The 18085-nt window shown below is 48.2% G+C and carries 16 protein-coding genes; 1 reads left to right on the plus strand and 15 read right to left on the minus strand.

From position 1 onward, the window contains the following. Nucleotides 1–110: 110 nt before the first annotated feature. The 4 genes from BFC18_RS11870 to ubiG form a co-directional block, all read right to left on the minus strand. The gene (locus BFC18_RS11870) at nt 111–1490 is read right to left on the minus strand and encodes a DUF4397 domain-containing protein (RefSeq protein WP_070125774.1); all 1380 of its coding nucleotides are present in this window, start codon (nt 1488–1490) and stop codon (nt 111–113) included. A gap of 216 nt (nt 1491–1706) precedes the next feature. Further along, on the minus strand, nt 1707–2447 hold the full coding sequence (gene rlmB, locus BFC18_RS11875; RefSeq protein WP_070125775.1) for a 23S rRNA (guanosine(2251)-2'-O)-methyltransferase RlmB: 741 nt from the start codon (nt 2445–2447) through the stop codon (nt 1707–1709). Then, nucleotides 2448–4850 carry a ribonuclease R gene (gene rnr, locus BFC18_RS11880; protein WP_070125776.1) on the minus strand — a complete coding sequence of 801 codons (2403 nt, stop codon included), beginning with the start codon at nt 4848–4850 and terminating at the stop codon, nt 2448–2450. A gap of 177 nt (nt 4851–5027) precedes the next feature. After that, entirely contained in the window at nt 5028–5801 is a 774-nt protein-coding gene (gene ubiG, locus BFC18_RS11885; RefSeq protein WP_070125777.1) for a bifunctional 2-polyprenyl-6-hydroxyphenol methylase/3-demethylubiquinol 3-O-methyltransferase UbiG, read from the minus strand. A gap of 92 nt (nt 5802–5893) precedes the next feature. Here ubiG and BFC18_RS11890 point away from each other — a divergent pair, with 92 nt between their 5' ends. After that, nucleotides 5894–6259 (plus strand): DUF2237 family protein, encoded by a 366-nt coding sequence (locus BFC18_RS11890; RefSeq protein ID WP_070125778.1) that lies wholly within the window; start codon nt 5894–5896, stop codon nt 6257–6259. 4 nt (nt 6260–6263) lie between these two features. Here BFC18_RS11890 and BFC18_RS11895 read toward each other — a convergent pair whose 3' ends face one another. The 11 genes from BFC18_RS11895 to tsaE all read right to left on the minus strand — a co-directional run bounded on the left by BFC18_RS11895 (nt 6264) and on the right by tsaE (nt 18071). Continuing rightward, nucleotides 6264–6680, minus strand: coding sequence for a DUF4112 domain-containing protein (locus BFC18_RS11895; protein ID WP_070125779.1), 417 nt, complete (start codon nt 6678–6680; stop codon nt 6264–6266). A 1-nt stretch (nt 6681) separates the two neighbouring features. Then, nucleotides 6682–7761 (minus strand): ferrochelatase, encoded by a 1080-nt coding sequence (gene hemH / locus BFC18_RS11900; RefSeq protein WP_070125780.1) that lies wholly within the window; start codon nt 7759–7761, stop codon nt 6682–6684. Between the two features lie 188 nt (nt 7762–7949). Further along, nucleotides 7950–9548 (minus strand): AbgT family transporter, encoded by a 1599-nt coding sequence (locus BFC18_RS11905; RefSeq protein ID WP_070125781.1) that lies wholly within the window; start codon nt 9546–9548, stop codon nt 7950–7952. Nucleotides 9549–9742: 194 nt separating this feature from the next. Beyond that, nucleotides 9743–10627, minus strand: coding sequence for a protease modulator HflC (hflC, locus tag BFC18_RS11910; RefSeq protein WP_070125782.1), 885 nt, complete (start codon nt 10625–10627; stop codon nt 9743–9745). A 3-nt stretch (nt 10628–10630) separates the two neighbouring features. Further along, entirely contained in the window at nt 10631–11788 is a 1158-nt protein-coding gene (hflK, locus tag BFC18_RS11915) for an FtsH protease activity modulator HflK (RefSeq protein WP_070125783.1), read from the minus strand. Between the two features lie 56 nt (nt 11789–11844). Beyond that, nucleotides 11845–13134, minus strand: coding sequence for a ribosome rescue GTPase HflX (gene hflX / locus BFC18_RS11920; RefSeq protein ID WP_070125784.1), 1290 nt, complete (start codon nt 13132–13134; stop codon nt 11845–11847). Between the two features lie 17 nt (nt 13135–13151). Further along, nucleotides 13152–13406, minus strand: coding sequence for an RNA chaperone Hfq (gene hfq, locus BFC18_RS11925; protein ID WP_070125785.1), 255 nt, complete (start codon nt 13404–13406; stop codon nt 13152–13154). Between the two features lie 79 nt (nt 13407–13485). After that, nucleotides 13486–14418 carry a tRNA (adenosine(37)-N6)-dimethylallyltransferase MiaA gene (miaA, locus tag BFC18_RS11930; RefSeq protein ID WP_070125786.1) on the minus strand — a complete coding sequence of 311 codons (933 nt, stop codon included), beginning with the start codon at nt 14416–14418 and terminating at the stop codon, nt 13486–13488. Next, nucleotides 14415–16187 carry a DNA mismatch repair endonuclease MutL gene (gene mutL / locus BFC18_RS11935; protein WP_070125787.1) on the minus strand — a complete coding sequence of 591 codons (1773 nt, stop codon included), beginning with the start codon at nt 16185–16187 and terminating at the stop codon, nt 14415–14417. Before mutL ends, miaA begins: the two co-directional genes overlap by 4 nt. A 24-nt stretch (nt 16188–16211) precedes the next feature. After that, nucleotides 16212–17537, minus strand: a complete 1326-nt coding sequence (locus BFC18_RS11940) for an N-acetylmuramoyl-L-alanine amidase (protein ID WP_070125788.1) — start codon at nt 17535–17537, stop codon at nt 16212–16214. Nucleotides 17538–17588: 51 nt separating this feature from the next. Further along, nucleotides 17589–18071, minus strand: a complete 483-nt coding sequence (gene tsaE, locus BFC18_RS11945) for a tRNA (adenosine(37)-N6)-threonylcarbamoyltransferase complex ATPase subunit type 1 TsaE (RefSeq protein ID WP_070125789.1) — start codon at nt 18069–18071, stop codon at nt 17589–17591. Nucleotides 18072–18085 lie beyond the last annotated feature (14 nt).

Consider the following 18085-nt stretch of genomic DNA (forward strand, 5'->3'; position numbering starts at 1 on the left):
TGTATTGATGGCCTAAGATAGCACACAAAAAAAGCGGCAGGTGCTACTTCCGTATCACCTGCCGCTTTTGTGCGTTGCAGCGTAAGAACGCCGTCGCTGTGTCGTATTAATTAATACAACACACTTATTTCATAGCCTGTTGCAGTATCCGCAGGCTCGATAGTAACAATGTAGTTTTCTTCTTCCGTAAATCCATACAGTGCGGTTCTATCAAGCAGCACCTGCTCATCGTTATCATCTTCATACACAGCAATGATTTCATAATAATCTGATGGCAGAACGATACTGTTGCTTTCACCAAGCTCCAGGTTCATCAAATAGTAGTCAGCCGTATCAATGGTTTCGTCATTACGAACCAGATAAAAATCAACGTTATCGAAATCACTTACAAGATTAATCATATTTACCGTCTTGTCATAGGATTGCGGCAAACCACTTTCTACAAACGTAGCGGCTTCAAGTTTTTCATTGGCCTCATAAATCATTATCGCCTTACTTTCGCCTTGATTAAGAGTGATGAGCTTGTTTGTCAGCGCAGTCGCTTCGCCGTCACTGGTGGTAACGGTAACGCGATAATCACCATAATTAATTTCTGTGAACTCAGAAATTTCACCGGCAGACAAAGTAAATTCGGTGTCTTCTTCGCCGTCATTCCCACCAAACGTAACCGTAAGAGGGGCATCGTAGTCCGTGCTGTTATAAATACGATATTGCGAGTCGGCATCTACGTCCGCAATGTTGGTGACATAGGATGAATTCAGCACCATATCGACAGACAAACCTGTGCGGATCGCGCCACTCACGTCACGAAGCACCAGCACGTATTCGGTATCGTAGCTGAAGGAAATAGTTTGAGATTCGAACAGGACTTCTGTCTCACCTGGTGCTGTAAGATAGATAGTATAATCACCAGAGTCGAAATCATCACTGTCGTCATCGCCGTCCCAGTAAGTCATTTCAGTCAGTTCCTGATAACTTACGGTACCTAACAAATTAGCAGCTTCAAACGGGTCGCCATCTTCCGCAAGATAGAAGTCGTACTCGTCCTGCCCTACCAATTCATTGTTCACGAATAAACGAAAATGGTCTTCCATTGACGTTCTTTCGAACTGGTATTCAATGTATTCACCTTGTTCAAAGTCACCGCTAAGGACGATTAAGGTTTTATATCCTTTTCGTAGCGTAACTGTCATTTCGTGCAGGAGAACTTCCTGATCATCAGAATCTGTGCGGATAAATTCCAGGTCGTATTCACCTGCATCAGTCGATACCAGAGTTGTCGAATCACCAAATGGCGCATAGCCAAATGAGTCGCCATCGACTTCGCGCATTGTTACTGTTGCACCGTTGGGAGAGGCATTGTAAAACTGAATATACGCATAGGTATAATCTGAACTGTCATCGCTTGAGCCTCCACAGGCGGAAAGACCTGCAAGCAATGCAAATACCGTCAACAGCTTGATAGACGGCTTGATAAGTCGAAATAGCATAAATTAGTAAATCCTTAGCAGAAGGTAGTTGTTCACGTTCAAATGGTTTTCGGAACGTGCATATCATACTTCCCTAAGTCCGATAAAAATCGGCACTGTTCAGTGATTTACGTGATCTTTGCACTATTTACAGAATACTGAGGTTGGATAATCGAGTTACCCTTTAGATAAAGAGAAGCCGGTGTTAAACCGGCTTCTATATCGCGTTGAGATGACTTAGCCCTGACGCTGCCTGACAATCTCATACAGACATACACCTGTGGCTACCGACACATTCAAAGATGAAACCGCTCCTGCCATGGGAAGTTTTACCAACTGGTCACAGTGTTCTCGAGTAAGGCGGCGCATGCCTTTACCTTCTGCGCCCATGACCAGTGCCGTCGGCCCTTTCAGGTCGACCTGATAGATGAGCTGTTCCGCCTCACCCGCTGTTCCGATAACCCAAACCCCTTTATCCTGCAGATGCTTGAGAGTACGGGATAGGTTGGTAACCTGAATCAATGGAACAGATTCGGCCGCTCCGCAAGCCACTTTGCGGGCAGTGGCGGTAAGTCCGGCAGACTTATCTTTAGGTACGATAACCGCGTGAACACCCGCGGCATCGGCAGTACGCAAGCATGCGCCTATATTGTGTGGGTCGGTGACACCATCGAGTACCAAAAGAAAAGGTTCGCTCTGCTTGTTTAAAACAGCATCTAAATCGGCTTCATCAAGCACTCTGGCCGGCTTTGCCCGAGCGACGACGCCTTGGTGTTGCTCGCCACTGACTTTATCGTCTAACACTTTACGCTGACAAAACTGCACGCTAATACCAAAGCGGCGCGCCTGATTAATGATGTTTTTCAATCGTTCGTCGTCACGACCTTTCAGCACCAGTACTTCCAGAACTCGCTCTGGTTCATTTTCTAATACCGACTGCATTGCATGCAGGCCGTACAACCATTCTTGCTGCGCCATTTATTTCTTTTTACCTTTACTCGATTTACTACGTGTTTTTTTCGGCGCCCGTCCGGCAGGTTTACTGCGATCTGACTGACGTCCATTATTGCTACCTTTACGCGGCTTCCGGCTTTTACCTGGCTTACCTGCACTTTCGGCCTTACCGTCGCGTTTGCTACCTTCACGACGGCCTTCTGAAGATTTAGCTTCTGCCTTTCTGACCTGTACTTTACGGCCACCGCGGCCGCGCAGCATAGACGCATCAAGCATTAAATCAATCTTTCTTTCGTCCAAATTGACTGCCGCAACTTTTACCATCAGCGTATCGCCGAGACGGAACTGACGTGCACCGGAGTCACCTACCAGCGTTTGCTTCACATCATCGTAGCGATAATAGTCATCATCCAGAGAGGTGATGTGAACTAAACCATCGATATGGTACTCACTGATACGTACGAACATGCCAAAGTTTGTGACCGATGCCACTACGCCCTCAAAGCTTGAGCCCACATGATCCTGCATGAATTCGCATTTTAGCCAGTCTGCGACATCTCGCGTGGCGTCATCTGCGCGACGCTCCGTCATTGAGCACTGCTCACCCAATTGTTCAACTTCTTCAACGGAGTAAGCTTTCGGGCCGGTAACTTTTTGCTTCTGCTTTTTGAGGATGGCTTTAATTGCTCGATGCACAACCAAGTCGGGGTAGCGACGGATTGGTGACGTGAAATGCGCATAAGCCTCCAGCGCCAAACCAAAATGCCCGACGTTGTCGCAGTCATACACCGCTTGTTTCATCGAGCGAAGCAGCATGGTTTGAATTAGTTCTTGGTCTGGACGCGCTTTGGTTTTTGTCACCACGTCGGTAAAATCGGCAGGCCGGGCATCTTCGGTGATACGATGAGGAATACCAATTTCTTTGAGGTAAGACGTAAACGTGGTGAGCCTGTCGGCATCCGGCTTATCATGAACCCGGTATAGCGCTGGCATTTGATGCTTCTCAAGGAATTTTGCGGCACTGACGTTTGCCATGATCATGCATTCTTCAATCATCATGTGTGCGTCGTTGCGTACTACAGGCACCACATTCTCGATTTTGCGCTGGGCGTTAAAAACGAACTTACTTTCCTGCGTCTCAAATTCAATAGCACCACGATGAGCACGTGAACGCTTCAATGCACGGTACAAGTCATGCAAATTTCGAAGGTGTGGGACTTGTTCGGCATAACGCTGGTTCAGCTCCTTATCGCCCTCAAGGATTTGCCAGACTTTGTTATAAGTCAGGCGGGCATGGGAGTTCATTACCGCTTCATAGAACTGATAGCTGTCGAGTTTACCCTGCTCTGTGATAGTCATCTCGCAGACCATACATAAGCGGTCTATTTCTGGATTAAGCGAACATAGGCCGTTTGACAGCACTTCCGGTAGCATGGGAATAACCTGATCAGGGAAGTACACCGAGTTACCCCGGTTCTGCGCTTCTTTATCCAGTGCAGTCCCTAATTTTACGTAACTGCTGACATCGGCAATAGCAACCCAAAGCTGCCAACCACCCTCGTCCAAAGGCTCACAGAAAACCGCATCATCAAAGTCCCGGGCATCTTCACCGTCGATAGTGACTAACGGCAACTGACGTAAATCAATCCGCCCTTCTTTGGCCTCCTCTGGCACTTCTTCGGTGAACCGCTTCACATAGCGTTCTACCGCAGTTGGCCATACGTGAGGAATATCGAAGGTGCGCAGCGCCATTTCAATTTCCATACCCGGCGCCATGTGTTCACCGAGTACTTCAACAATCTTACCTACCGGACTAACCCGACGTCGTGGGCGCTGAGTGATTTCCACCACCACAACCTGCCCCATACGAGCGCCTTTCGTGGCTTCTGGTGGAATCATAATTTCGTGTTGCAGGCGACTGTCATCAGGCATGACCACGGCAACACCGTTTTCGACAAAATAACGCCCAACTATAGGTTCGCTTCTCGGCTCAATAACCTGAGTGATATACGCTTCTTTGCGGCCACGACGATCGGTACCACTTTCTCTGGCTTCGACCACGTCGTCGTGCATAAACAGATTCATTTGTCCGGCGCTGATAAACAAATCGCCGCTGTTATCCTCAGGGCGCAGGAAACCGTATCCGTCGCGATGGCCAATAATGCGGCCTTTGATCAGTTCATCTCGATTTTGCAGTGCATATTTTTTCTGCTTAGTGAACTGAACTTGCCCCTGACGTTCCATAGCACGCAGACGGCGCTGAATTCCAATTCGGCTGTCTTCATCCATTGCATCTACCAGCGAGCAAATGTCGAGGAAAGACAAAGGTTTGCCCTGTTCTTTCATCACTGACATCAAATATTCCCGGCTTGCTACCGGTTTTTCGTATTTCTCTTTCTCTCGCTGGAAATGGGGATCGTCGCTCATGTACTCTCTTACTTAATTTATTTTGTTGCCAGTATAACAGTAATTTAGTGAAAGGATTGTACTGTTCAACAGTTATCCAACTATTGCTGGAAGGCATTCGTCACACTCCGAGTTTAACGGCGGTTTGTGACAGGAGAATGGTAGGTTTTTATACTCGTGCAGGCATGCTATTCAGACTCAGTCTGCACGTTCACTTTTCGTGTAGCCACACAAGTAATTCACTTGCATGGACGGCGAGGTGCGCCAATTTCCACTAAGCGGATTAAGTTTAAAGCCACTTTGATATTTCCGGGAAAGCTCGGCCCCCACCCAACTATCAAGTTCATCGGGTTTGACGAACTTAGTCCAACTATGTGTGCCAACCGGCAGATAACGCATCACGTATTCGGCGCCAACGATAGCGATGACATAACTGAGAAGTGTTCTATTAAGGGTAGCCAGAATGAGTAATCCTCCCGGCTTCACCATATCGGCGCATTCCTTTATCAGCATTGCCTGATCTGGCACATGCTCCACCACTTCCGCATTAATCACCACATCATAACGATGACCCGTTGCCGCCCATTCGCCAGAAAGACAATGATGATACTGAATGGGCAAGTTCTCTTTGAGCGCGTGCCTTTTCGCTACTTCCACGCTGGTTGCGCTGGCATCAATGCCCGTTACCGATGCGCCTCGTTTGGCCAAAGGCTCGCAGATAAGGCCTCCCCCACTGCCGACATCAAGAATTGATAAATCAGCTAATAGACTGTCTGCAATGCCGCTTGGTTTAAAATGCTTTTGAATGGCGCCAACAATAAATTCTACCCGGGCGGCATTAAATGACAGTGCTGTTTTGTATTTTCCGGCTGGGTCCCACCATGCGTCAGCCAGCGCGTCGAAGCGGGCAATTTCCTGCGCATCTACGTTGTCGTCGCCGATTGGGGCACTGAGCTGACTCTTATCTAACATACTGTTTCTCCGGACACTGCGTTAACGGTGTGACAATGCGTTGATTTCCTGTACCGTATATACGTTATTGAATTTATTCAGGCGCACTCATTATGGCAAATGAAAAAAATGTATATGGGCGTCCATTGCAGCTTTGTTGTGGCAATACAGGCTTCACCCGTGAAGGGTTTTGTTATGTTCCTGATGCTGACATTGGTAATCACAGTGTCTGCGCTATCGTCGACGAGCCTTTCCTCGCTTATTCGGCAGAACGCGGCAATGATTTGATTACGCCCCGGCCAGATATGATGTTTCCCGGATTAACTCCGGGGGACCGATGGTGTCTTTGTGCGGCACGCTGGCTAGAAGCCTACCATGCAGGCGTTGCGCCCCGGATCAATCTTGAAGCAACGCATCATAAGGCACTGGATTTAATTCCACTGGAAACGCTGGAAATTTATTCCAGCAAAGCGCTTTAGTGGGCTAGCTATCGAATTTCTCTTCCCAATCACGGAACTGTTCACGCGCAGACGCATCGACAGCGGCTTTGTTATTTTCAATCCACCAACGCTCCATGATCTGCACATTCTTGCTGTTTGATTTGTAGAAGAAGTCGGCGACATCACCGATAAATGGAATGAAGCCGAGACCAAAATCGAGCACGCTATTGCGCACCATTACTTTGATCAGGTCGTTGGGCATACCAAGTTTTTGGCCCATTCTGATAATCCGGAAGCCAGCAAATAACATCAGCGCATCACCCACACCGGGTATCAGACCAACAATAGAATCCAGACCCACCCGAAAATTAATCACTGGCAGCTTAATCGCTGTGTCCAGCATGTTCGCCCATTTCTGTGCTTTAAGAAGTTCTTTCGGTGCTTTGGTCTGTGATGTCATATTAATCGCTTGCGCCTAATGCTTTTGCCAGTGCTTGCCGTTTGCGCGTTTCTTTATCAATACGCCAACCGTGCAGATTGTCGTTGATGAGTGCAAACAACATATCAACGTGTGCCGGGTCGTCATTCAGCGCAGGGATATATTCAAATCGTTTCCCACCGGCTTCCATGAAATACGTCTTGTTTTCAACGCCGATTTCCTCAATTGTTTCAAGGCAATCTGCAGAGAATCCCGGACACAAAACCTGTACCGAGCGGATACCTTTACCCGGTAGAGATTTCATCGTTTCATCTGTATACGGTTGCAACCACTCTTCCCGACCAAAACGGGATTGAAAAGTTGTCATGTATTGATCAGATTTTAGTTCCAGCGCTTCGGCCAACAGCCTTGACGTTTTATAACACTCGCAATGATAGGGGTCGCCGTTAGTCAGGTATCGTTTAGGGATCCCGTGGTAGGACATCAGCAGTAAATCCGCTTTCCCATTTTCTTCCCAGTGCTTTCTAACACTGTTAGCCAAGGCTTCGATATAAGCCGGATTATCGTTGTAGTTTGTAATGAAGCGCAGCTCTGGCATCCATCGACGCTTGGTGAAATCGGCAGCAACGGCATCGAACGTCGACGCTGTGGTGGACGCGCAATACTGGGGATACAACGGCAGCACCACCAACTTGCGAACGCCTTGATCCAACAGTCGCTGAATGGCATTGGCAATAGATGGTTCGCCGTAACGCATGGCAAAATCTATCACCACATCGTCGCCGTATTGCTGCCTGCATTTATCTGCCAATGCGGCATGCTGCGCTTTAGTAATCGCCATGAGCGGTGAGCCGTCTTCGGTCCATACCGTGGAGTAAGCATGAGCGGAGCGTTTTGGACGAATATTCAAAATTACGCCATTGAGAATGCACCACCACAGAAGTCTTGGTACTTCCACAACCCGTGGGTCAGACAAAAATTCCTTCAGGTAAGGCTTCAACGCTTGTTTGGTTGGCGCTTCAGGCGTGCCCAAATTAGTAATTAACACACCCAGCTTATCTGGCTGACCGTGTGTGAAATGAGTGGAATTTTTGTATTTCATGCTGCTTTACCTGAAATCATGACCAACGTGTTTAAATCTCAGGTAAGTATACTGATTAACCAGTGCTTTTGATCCATGATTTTGCTCGATTGTTACGATTATTTAATCTCACTGGACGCCTTTGAAATAAAAAAACCGGTAAGTCAGACTTACCGGTTGTTCTTGTAAAATCAATTTTAGCGCTTGGATTACGGCTGGTAGTAAGTTGCCGCGCCGGGCCCTACTGGCATACCGAGTAAGAATACCCAGATGTAGAACAGTATTGTCCAACCGACAATGAATACCATGGAGTACGGCAGCATCATGGCGATAAGTGTCCCCATGCCGATGTCTTTTCGGTATTTGGCGGCCATAGCCAGAATAAGGCCAAAGTAACTCATCATTGGTGAAATAACGTTAGTCACTGAATCGCCAATTCGATAAGCCGCCTGAATGACTTCCGGCGCATACCCCAGCAACATCAGCATAGGAATAAATATCGGCGCAGTAACGGCCCATTGCGCCGATGCACTCCCCAGCGACAAGTTAACCAGACCACACATCAGAATGAACAGAATGAATACCGATGGCCCGTCCAGTCCCGCAGCCTGCAGGAACGCAGCGCCCTTTACTGCCATGAAGGTACCGAGATTTGTCCACTTAAAGAAAGCCACGAATTGAGCAGCAAAGAAAACCAGCGTGATATACAGACCCATGGCGCCCATACTTTTCGACATGGCGTTAATCACATCTTTATCGTTTCGCATGGTACCAACTACACGGCCATACACAAAACCGGGAACCGCAAAGGTGATGAAAATAAATGCCACGATGCCTTTGAGGAAAGGAGAGCCCGTTACGCCGCCGGTTTCCGGGTTACGCAAAGGACCACCTTCTGGCACGATGGTGAGCGCTAAAATTGCACACAGCACAACAAACGACAGGCCCGCCATTTTAAGCCCACGGCGCTCGGTATCTGTTACCGCTGACATCGACGCCGATTCAAGATCATCGGATGCATGTTCTTCGTTGTATTTGCCAAGTCGGGGCTCAACGATACGGTCTGTCACGTATGTGCCCATAATGGCGATAATGAAAGTACTGATGAACATGAAGTACCAGTTCACCTCTGGCCCGACTATGTACTCCGGGTCAATCATGTGAGCAGCGGCTTCGGTTATGCCAGAAAGCAGCGGATCAATAGTGCCCAATAGCAGATTAGCACTGTATCCAGCAGATACGCCGGCAAACGCTGCCGCAAGACCTGCAAAGGGATGACGCCCCAGTGAATGAAAGATCATTGCAGCCAGCGGAATAAGTACCACGTAGCCAAGCTCGGAAGCCGTATTTGAAAGAATGCCCGCGAACACAACAGCGAACGTCACCAATAAACGTGGCGCGCCCATTACAATAGACCGCATCAGCGCAGAGAGCATACCGGAATGCTCGGCAACGGATACACCGAGCAGCGCCACAAGTACTGTGCCCAATGGTGCAAAACCAGTGAAGTTCGTTACCAGATGCGTCACAATTTTTTGCAGGCCTTCGGCGTTGACCAACGAGATAACTTCAATCATGCCGTCGGCCTCGCGACCTTTAGCACCTACCGGGCGGGGATCAGCAACGGCAATATCGAAATAGCCAAGAATGCCACTAAGAATAACGATGAAAATAGATAGTAAGGCGAACAACGTTACCGGGTGCGGCAACAGATTCCCCAGCCACTCTACGGTAGCTAAAAATCGCGCAAACCATCCACTCTTTGCTTCTTCCTCAAAAGAAGAAGTATCAGACTGTCTGGAGCTCAAAATATAACCTCTGTCGTTTTTTAATTTGCAGATTAATCTGCTTAATTTTGGCGAGAGTATAACGAAAAAACAGCCAGTTCGCAGCAAAAGGCTATGAAGCGGCTCATTTTCCATACTTTATCATTAGCCGATAAAGCGTAAAGCAGAGGATACGGGAGGATTAAAAAAAGCCCGCGTTTCGCGGGCTTGGGAAGTTATTTACCTTTGGCGTGATTCAGGTATTTAAAGAATTCACCATCCGGCTCAAGCACCATGATATCGTCTTTGCTGCTGAAACTCTTGCGGTATGCATCCATACTGCGCAGGAAGCTGTAGAACTCAGGGTTCTTAGAATATGACGTTGCATAAATCTGAGCTGCCAATGCGTCACCTTCACCACGAACCTGACGGGCATTACGTTCTGCATCTGCCAGCATAACCGTTACTTTGGCGTCGATGTCGGCACGAATGACTTCTGCTTGCTCCTGACCTTCTGAGCGGTGTTCACGGGCAACCGCCGCGCGTTCAGCTCGCATACGTTGGAAAATCGCGTTGCTGACTTCGTTCGGCAGGTTGATCTGCTTTACCCGCACATCAACAATTTCGATACCCAGTTCTTTTGAAGACTGGCTAGCCTGTTCCATTGCTTGATTCATCAGCGCTGAGCGCTCACCCGACACGATTTGTGCGATGGTGCGAGCACCAAACTCTGAACGCAGGCCGTTATTCACTTTTTGCTTTAACAGCGCTTCCGCCTGAAGTTTATTACCGCCCTGCGTTGACAGATAGTACTGAGCAAAATCGGCAATTTTCCACTTCACGTAAGAGTCTACAATCAGGTCTTTCTTCTCTGATGTTACGAAACGATCGGGCACATCGTCCAACGTCTGAATACGCGCATCAAGACGTCGCACAGAGTCGATGAACGGGAATTTAAAGTGCAGTCCCGGCTCAAACACTCTGGTGTCGCCGGTAGCATCATCACGTTGAACCTTACCAAACTGGATTACAATGGCTCGTTCACCTTCGCTAACCACGAAAACAGCGCCCGAAAACAGAATAACCACCAGCACCACGGCTGCAATCAATAGATTCTTCATGTGTTATTCTCCCCCACTTCCAAAACGGCTGTCACGAATACCAGAGTTTACCGTTGAAGGTCTGCCGGAGTTGTCAGAAGACGACATCGGTAACGACTGATAAGGTGTTGTTGAACTTCTTGCTGGAGATGAAGTAGACGACGAACGCTGTTCCATCATTTTATCCAATGGTAAATACATCATGTTGTTGCCACCTTTGGTGTCGACCAACACTTTGCTTGTTTTACTAAGCACTTCTTCCATGGTTTCCAGATAAATACGCTCCCGGGTAACCGTTGGCGCAGCTTCGTACTGAGGCAGTAGCTCAGCAAATCGTGCCACTTCACCCTGCGCTTCGAGGATCACACGCTCTTTGTATGCCTGTGCTTCTTCGTTCATGCGGTTAACCTGACCACGGGCGCGAGGCTCAATTTCACGGGCATAAGCTTCAGCTTCACGAATGAAACGTTGCTCATCTTCCTGCGCGGCAATGGCATCATCAAATGCATCTTTTACTTCTTCAGGTGGGCGCGCATCGCGGAAGTTCATGTCCGTAATCGTGACCCCCAGATCATAGGGCTCAAGGATAGACTGTAATTCTTCCCACACTCGCTGACGAGTAACTTCACGACCATCTGTAAGTACATCGTCCATCTGAGAGTGACCAACAACGTAACGAATCGCACTGTCTAAAGCCTGACTTAAACTCATTTCAGGGCTCGTTACAGCAAATGTCCAACGGTACGGATCAACAACCCGGTACTGCATTTCCATTTGAACGCGAACGACGTTTTCATCTTCAGTCAGCATGGAACCGCTAGACGCCTGGTCACGAATAGAAGTTACGTCTACCGGAATAACAGAATCGATAAAGGTTGGCTTCCAACGTAAGCCAGGGTCGACTTGCTTATAATATTCGCCAAAGCGAAGTACTACACCACGCTCAGATTCGCGGATAGTATAAAAGCCACTGACGACCCAGATAACGACTAACAGTCCAATTAAAATTCCGGCACCTACAGTACCAAAACTTTTGCCTGAACCACCGCTGCCGCCGCCCATTTTACCGAACTTACCAAACAGGTTTTTGAACACATCGTCCAAATCCGGGGGCCCTTGATCTCGACCGCCGCGGTTTTTCCACGGGTCATTATTTTTGCCACCCGGCTCATTCCAAGCCATGCTGATACTCCATAATTGGTTATTTATCTGAAAACTGTCGTCAATTTAAGCGTTTGTCAATGATGGTCCACAAAATGGGATAACCCCTGGTCCAATCGTTTCTCTAAACGGTTCCAATCGGCAGCAGGCATTTTAATGTCTACTACCCAGTCACCGTCAGAATCGTAAGCTTCATTGGCAATACAATTTAAATCGTACAATACACCACGTAATTTGCTCTGTGCAGGCGGAATTCGTAGTGTATAGCTCACCATGCTTTGACCGAGACAGTCGGTCAGCGCCTGGCTCAATAAATCGAGTCCTTCGCCGGTTTGTGCTGATACCCATACCCGGGTAGGCACACCGTCCTCATCTCTATCTATACGCGGAGAAATTTCATCAAGTTTATCAATCTTATTACAGATTATTAATTGTTGAATGTCATCTGCGTCAATTTCTTCAAGAACCGCGTTCACCTCATCCATCGTTTCACGATAGTTAGCTTCAGCAACATCTACCACATGTAGGAGTAAATCTGCTTCCTGCGTCTCCTGCAACGTAGCTTTAAACGCAGCAACTAAATCGTGAGGCAGGTGACGAATAAACCCTACTGTGTCAGCAAGAATAGCCGGACCCACATCCTTAAGTTCAATTTTACGCAGTGTCGGATCTAGCGTTGCAAACAGCTGATCGGCTGCATAAACGTGAGAATCCGTTATGGTATTGAACATAGTTGATTTGCCGGCATTGGTATAGCCAACGAGAGAGACGGTTGGAATTTCGGCGCGCTTGCGCGAACGACGGCCTTGCTCCCGCTGCTTCTGGACTTTCTCCAGCCTGCGCAGGATGGCTTTAATTCTGGCACGTAAGAGCCGGCGGTCAGTTTCGAGCTGTGTTTCACCCGGTCCACGCAGACCTATCCCGCCTTTCTGGCGCTCTAAGTGTGTCCATCCGCGTATGAGTCGGGTTGAAATATGCCGTAACTGCGCCAGCTCTACCTGTAATTTACCCTCATGGGTTCGCGCACGTTGCGCAAAGATATCGAGGATCAAGCCAGTACGGTCTAGTACCCGGCATTTACAGATAGCTTCGAGATTCCGTTCCTGAGACGGCGACAACGCATGATTGAAAATCACTACATTCGCATCATGCGCTTTCACAGAAGCAGCAATCTCTTCGGCTTTACCTGAACCAACGAAATACTTGGCGTGGGGTGCACTGCGCGACGTCGTAAGTACGTCTACCGCATTCACTCCAGCAGAAGATACGAGCAATTCAAGCTCAGCGAGATCTTCTTTACTGCTTTCGTCAGCAAAATTTACATGAACAAGAACAGCCTGTTCACCGGCTTCATAACGGTCAAACAAGCAATGTACCTTTTGTATTATTCACTTTTACTATTGTCAGAGTCCCCTTGGGTTGAACTGGGCATAGTGATAGCTCGAGAAGGCACAACAGTAGAAATGGCATGCTTATATACCATCTGGCTTACTGTGTTTTTCAGCAAAATCACGAACTGGTCGAAAGATTCAACCTGCCCCTGAAGTTTGATACCGTTTACCAGGTAGATGGAAACGGGAATACGCTCCTTTCTTAACGCATTCAAGAATGGGTCTTGTAGTGATTGCCCTTTAGCCATTTGATTTCCTTAGTTTTTATTATTTCCATGACAAACTATACAGTTGTCACCGCGCTTAATGTATAACACACTCCAACAGTTAAAGTGTGATTTTTGACATAATTCTAGTTAAGTTATCGTTAGCAAACGTGTCAAGCCATTCGACTTCAGGCCAGCCTCGCAACCAGGTTAACTGACGCTTAGCAAGCTGACGTGTTGCTATTATCCCTCGTTCACGCATTTCCGCGTAATCAAGTTGCCCTTGCAAATACTGCCACGCCTGACGGTATCCTACGGATCGTATAGAGGGTAAATCTTCGTGTAGATCACCCCGGGCAAATAAACTTCTGACCTCGTCTATAAAGCCGTCTTCCAGCATCATATCGAATCGTTGTTCAATACGACCGTGTAAAACAGCTCTGTCTTCCGGCGCAATTGCAAATTGTGTGACATTAAACGGACAAGGCTCACCTTTTGTTGCTTGCCAGTCTGTCAGGTTACGCCCGGTAGACCGATATACTTCCAGAGCGCGGGTCAGGCGCTGTGGGTCATTTGGATGAATACGAGCTGCGCTTACAGGGTCTACACGCGTCAATTCGTCGTGTAAGGCGTTCCATCCATAGGCCTCGGCTTCCTGGGCAATACGCGCTCTTTCCTCATCGTTTGAACTAGGTAAGGGCGAAATACCATTTATCAAGGCATTAAAGTACATCATCGTACCACCCACCAAAACAGGCAATTTGCCGCGCTGGTGAATGTCGTTTATCAGTGTTCCCACATCACTGTGAAATTCTGCTACAGAATAGCTTTCATTAGGGTCGATAATATCGATTAGCCAATGCGGCGCGATGGCTTGTTCTTCAGCCGTTGGCTTCGCGGTTCCGATATCCATACCGCGATAAACCAGCGCAGAATCAACGCTAATAATTTCACAGGGTGTTTGCTGTGACAACGCTAGAGCCAGACTGGTTTTACCGGAAGCGGTCGGGCCCATAATTGTTACGACAGGCTTCATATCGTCTTTATTTTTCATTCAGGCCATTTCTCAATCAGGCTATCTATGGACTGCCTGCGTCCATGGGCTTCCAGCGTGGCAATTTTCTCTGCTTCCGCATTTTGGTCAAAATCATGCCAAACCGCAGCAATGATGTCGCTGGGCAAGGTTTCAGTATTGCTCACGGATTTTAGCACACCACCCAGCGATTCCTGTTTTGATGCGAGCATTTGCGGAAACCAGTTAACCCACGGGAAATGCCTGCAACCTGCCGGCACTTGCTGTAAACGATACTTCCCCGCAACCAGATTTACTTCAAAAAAGCCTTCCCGAAGTAATTCCACCGTGTCCTGGCTAATCGTACCATCGTCAGCGACGGAGACGGGCATGAGTAGCGGTTGTGAGGCGCCAGCCGCGATAATATTTTGCTCAACCCAAGGGGCAATTATAGCGTTTATGGACAATAGCAAACAGCTGTTTTTATGACAGTAAATTCTTATATATTCATTTATTTGAAGATATTGCAAGTTTACTTTGTCGCCAATATTTGCCTGCGATGTCAGCAAGGCCGTGTAGCCCTCACTGTAATCGGCGATGGAGGGCTTCGACGACCCTGATTGTGTTGGCGGATAGCGCCCGCTGCTGCTCCCGCCACCGGTAGACTGACGAAATGAACCGCCCCCCCCAGAAGGCGAGCTTGGCGACCCCGCCTGACGCTGCTCAAACGACGGAACCGACGACGTTGAAGCAACGGGTGTTAAGGGGCGAATATAGTCGTGTTCGGGCTCGTCAAAACCCGTTTGCGCTTTATCATCACCGTCGCAAAGCGCATCAGCCACGGTTTTACATATAAAATCATGTACCAGCCTACTTTGCTGGAAACGCACCTCGTGTTTCGCAGGATGTACGTTTACGTCTACATCGCGCGGGTCAACAGTGAGATAAACCACAAATGAGGGTTGTTCTAATACGCCCCACACACTCTCATATGCCTGACGAATTGCGTGCAAGATGAGTTTATCCCGCATACCGCGGCCGTTTACAAAACTGAACTGCCCATCCGTACTGCTTCGCAACATGGCTTCGTTGCCCAGCCATGCCTCCAGTTGCATACCGTGATAATCTGTTTTTACATGTATTGCATTGGTCAGAAACTTCTGCCCCATCACCGCAGCAATGCGCTGGGTAAGATGGTCTGAAGCTGATGCCTGATAACGTTTGGTCACTTTGCCGTTGTGTTTAAGAATAAACGACACCGCAGGATGACTGAGTGCAATCCGACGAATAACATCTTCAATATGCTGATACTCTGTTTTCTCGGTACGCAGAAATTTTCGTCTGGCCGGGGTGTTGTAGAACAAGTCTGCAACATCAATTGTGGTACCTGGCGGGTGCGCGACCGGATTAAGACTCACAGCCATATCCCGCCCCTCGCAGTGTGCCTGCCAGGCCTGCTCTTGCATTTCTGGCTTAGAGGTAAGTATCAAACGACTAACCGAACTGATACTGGCGAGCGCTTCGCCACGAAAACCAAGCGATAAAATACTTTCCAAATCGTCCAACGTGGCAATTTTGCTGGTTGCGTGGCGGCTCAGTGCGAGCGCTAGCTCATCTTTAATAATACCGTTGCCGTTGTCACGTAAACGAATGCGCTTGTGACCGCCTTTTTCAATATCCAGTTCAATACGGGTTGCACCGGCGTCCAAACTGTTTTCAACCAGTTCTTTAACAACGGAGGCAGGTCTTTCTACCACCTCGCCAGCCGCAATCTGGTTAGCCAACTGTGGTGGGAGTAGCTGTATAGGCAAGGGAAATCCTGTAACTGGTTACTTTCAGGTTCGCGGTATGGTCAGTTCCTGACCAATCTGAACGGTATCGCTATTTAAGTTATTAGCGGCTTTGATAGTGCTGATTTTGACATTGTAGCGCTGGGCCAGCAAGGATAAAGACTCACCCCGTCTGACTTTATGAATGAGATTCCGCGACTTTTCTGCTGCCCAGAGGGTGCCGTCGGGCGGCACCTGACGGAAATAGGTTTTAATAGCATTAAACATGGATGATGCCAGACGCTCCCGGTAATCACTCCAGTTAAGGTTTTTTTCTTCCTGCGGATTACTTATAAAACCCGTTTCAACCAGGATAGAGGGAATATCTGGCGCAGTTAGTACAGCAAGACTAGCAGCCTGCGGCGAAGACTTGTGCATGCGAGTGACGCCCTTAAGTTCCTTAATCACTTTCTGACTCAGGTCGTAACTCGACGCCATGGAGTGATCCATAGACAGCCCAAGAATCGTTTCAGCCAGATAACGCTCACTGGCATTATCGGAAATGACTTCAGCGGCTCCACCCAATAACTCTGAATGTTGCTCCGTTCTTTCCAGCCAGCGACCTAACTCAGTATCAGCCCGACGCATAGACAATACCCACACAGAGCCGCCTCGCGGTCCAGCGGTCGTGAACGCATCAGCATGAATGGAGATAAGCAGATCGGCTTTACTTTTACGGGCAATTTCAGGGCGTTTATTCAATCCCACATAGTAATCGCCTGTTCGCGTCATGATGGCACGCATTCCCGGCTGGGCATTTACCTTATCTTCAAGATATTTGGCGATGCTCAGCGTAATGTGCTTTTCATACGTGCCGGCACGGCCGATAGAACCAGGGTCGTTACCACCATGTCCAGCATCGATAGCAATGATGATGTCGCGATCGCGACTATTGTTCTTGCTGTCGAGCACGACACTAGGGGTTTGGGTATAGGTTGGCTTTGAGTCAATAAGGTCGACAACTAAGCGGTGACCATAAGGTCCGTCGGGTTCAACGGGAAAAACGGAAGGTGCAGCCTTGCGAGATAACTCAACGACGATGCGAGCGGCATTTTCATTTTTTGGTGTGGAATGGCGAACCCGGCGAACGAGATCGCCGCTGATATCGGCCTTGGATAAATCGCTGTTATTGCCAGTATCAGCTAAATCAATTACCAACCGGTACGGGCTTTCGAGTGAAAAATAGGTATATTCAGGCGCACTTTTCAGATCAAGTACCAAACGGGTTCTGTCGCCAGAAGGCGCAGCCCTGACGCTACTGATCTGATTTTGTGCCCAGGCAGCGCTCGCCAGACACCACACACAGATTGTGAGTATGATTACGCGCAACATAATTAACCCTGAAATTTACCCTTACTGACTTTAATTATTTTATTTAAAGAGTCAGCTACCTAGTACATCAATAACGGCTTTGCCTGCCTCTGATCGGGCAGTAACCGATAATATTCGTCCATCATTATGTGAGTTAATACTAATCACTAAATCCGCAGAAGCCAAGAATTCAGCCCCTTTTTGCGGCCATTCAATTAAACAAACCGCCTTTTCACGAAAGTAATCCCGTATGCCCATGAACTCCAGTTCCTCAGGGTCAGCTAGCCGGTATAGGTCGAAATGATACACCGATACGTCTTTCAACTCATACGGTTCAACCAGTGTATAAGTAGGACTCTTAACGTTACCTGAATGGCCTAACCGTTGAATAAAGTAACGACTGAACGTTGTCTTACCCGCGCCCAAATCGCCCTCCAGATAAACAACCAAGCTGGTCGCTAGCTGCTGCTGACTGACCGCGTCCGCCAACTTTTCAGAGACAAATGCGGTTTCTTCGGGTGATGAAGACGTAAAGGAGAGTTCTGGATAAGGCATAAGTTCAGTTTAAC

Origin of the sequence: Alteromonas confluentis, assembly GCF_001757105.1 — a bacterium.
GTDB classification, from domain to species: domain Bacteria; phylum Pseudomonadota; class Gammaproteobacteria; order Enterobacterales; family Alteromonadaceae; genus Alteromonas; species Alteromonas confluentis.

Coding starts and splice junctions, on each gene's coding strand:
- BFC18_RS11940 (WP_070125788.1), bottom strand. CDS start 17,537: ATGTTGCGCGTAATCATACTCACAATCTGTGTGTGGTGTCTGGCGAGC.
- hfq (WP_070125785.1), bottom strand. CDS start 13,406: ATGGCTAAAGGGCAATCACTACAAGACCCATTCTTGAATGCGTTAAGA.
- miaA (WP_070125786.1), bottom strand. CDS start 14,418: ATGAAAAATAAAGACGATATGAAGCCTGTCGTAACAATTATGGGCCCG.
- hflC (WP_070125782.1), bottom strand. CDS start 10,627: ATGAAGAATCTATTGATTGCAGCCGTGGTGCTGGTGGTTATTCTGTTT.
- BFC18_RS11870 (WP_070125774.1), bottom strand. CDS start 1,490: ATGCTATTTCGACTTATCAAGCCGTCTATCAAGCTGTTGACGGTATTT.
- ubiG (WP_070125777.1), bottom strand. CDS start 5,801: ATGTTAGATAAGAGTCAGCTCAGTGCCCCAATCGGCGACGACAACGTA.
- rlmB (WP_070125775.1), bottom strand. CDS start 2,447: ATGGCGCAGCAAGAATGGTTGTACGGCCTGCATGCAATGCAGTCGGTA.
- rnr (WP_070125776.1), bottom strand. CDS start 4,850: ATGAGCGACGATCCCCATTTCCAGCGAGAGAAAGAGAAATACGAAAAA.
- tsaE (WP_070125789.1), bottom strand. CDS start 18,071: ATGCCTTATCCAGAACTCTCCTTTACGTCTTCATCACCCGAAGAAACC.
- BFC18_RS11895 (WP_070125779.1), bottom strand. CDS start 6,680: ATGACATCACAGACCAAAGCACCGAAAGAACTTCTTAAAGCACAGAAA.
- BFC18_RS11890 (WP_070125778.1), top strand. CDS start 5,894: ATGGCAAATGAAAAAAATGTATATGGGCGTCCATTGCAGCTTTGTTGT.
- hflK (WP_070125783.1), bottom strand. CDS start 11,788: ATGGCTTGGAATGAGCCGGGTGGCAAAAATAATGACCCGTGGAAAAAC.
- hemH (WP_070125780.1), bottom strand. CDS start 7,761: ATGAAATACAAAAATTCCACTCATTTCACACACGGTCAGCCAGATAAG.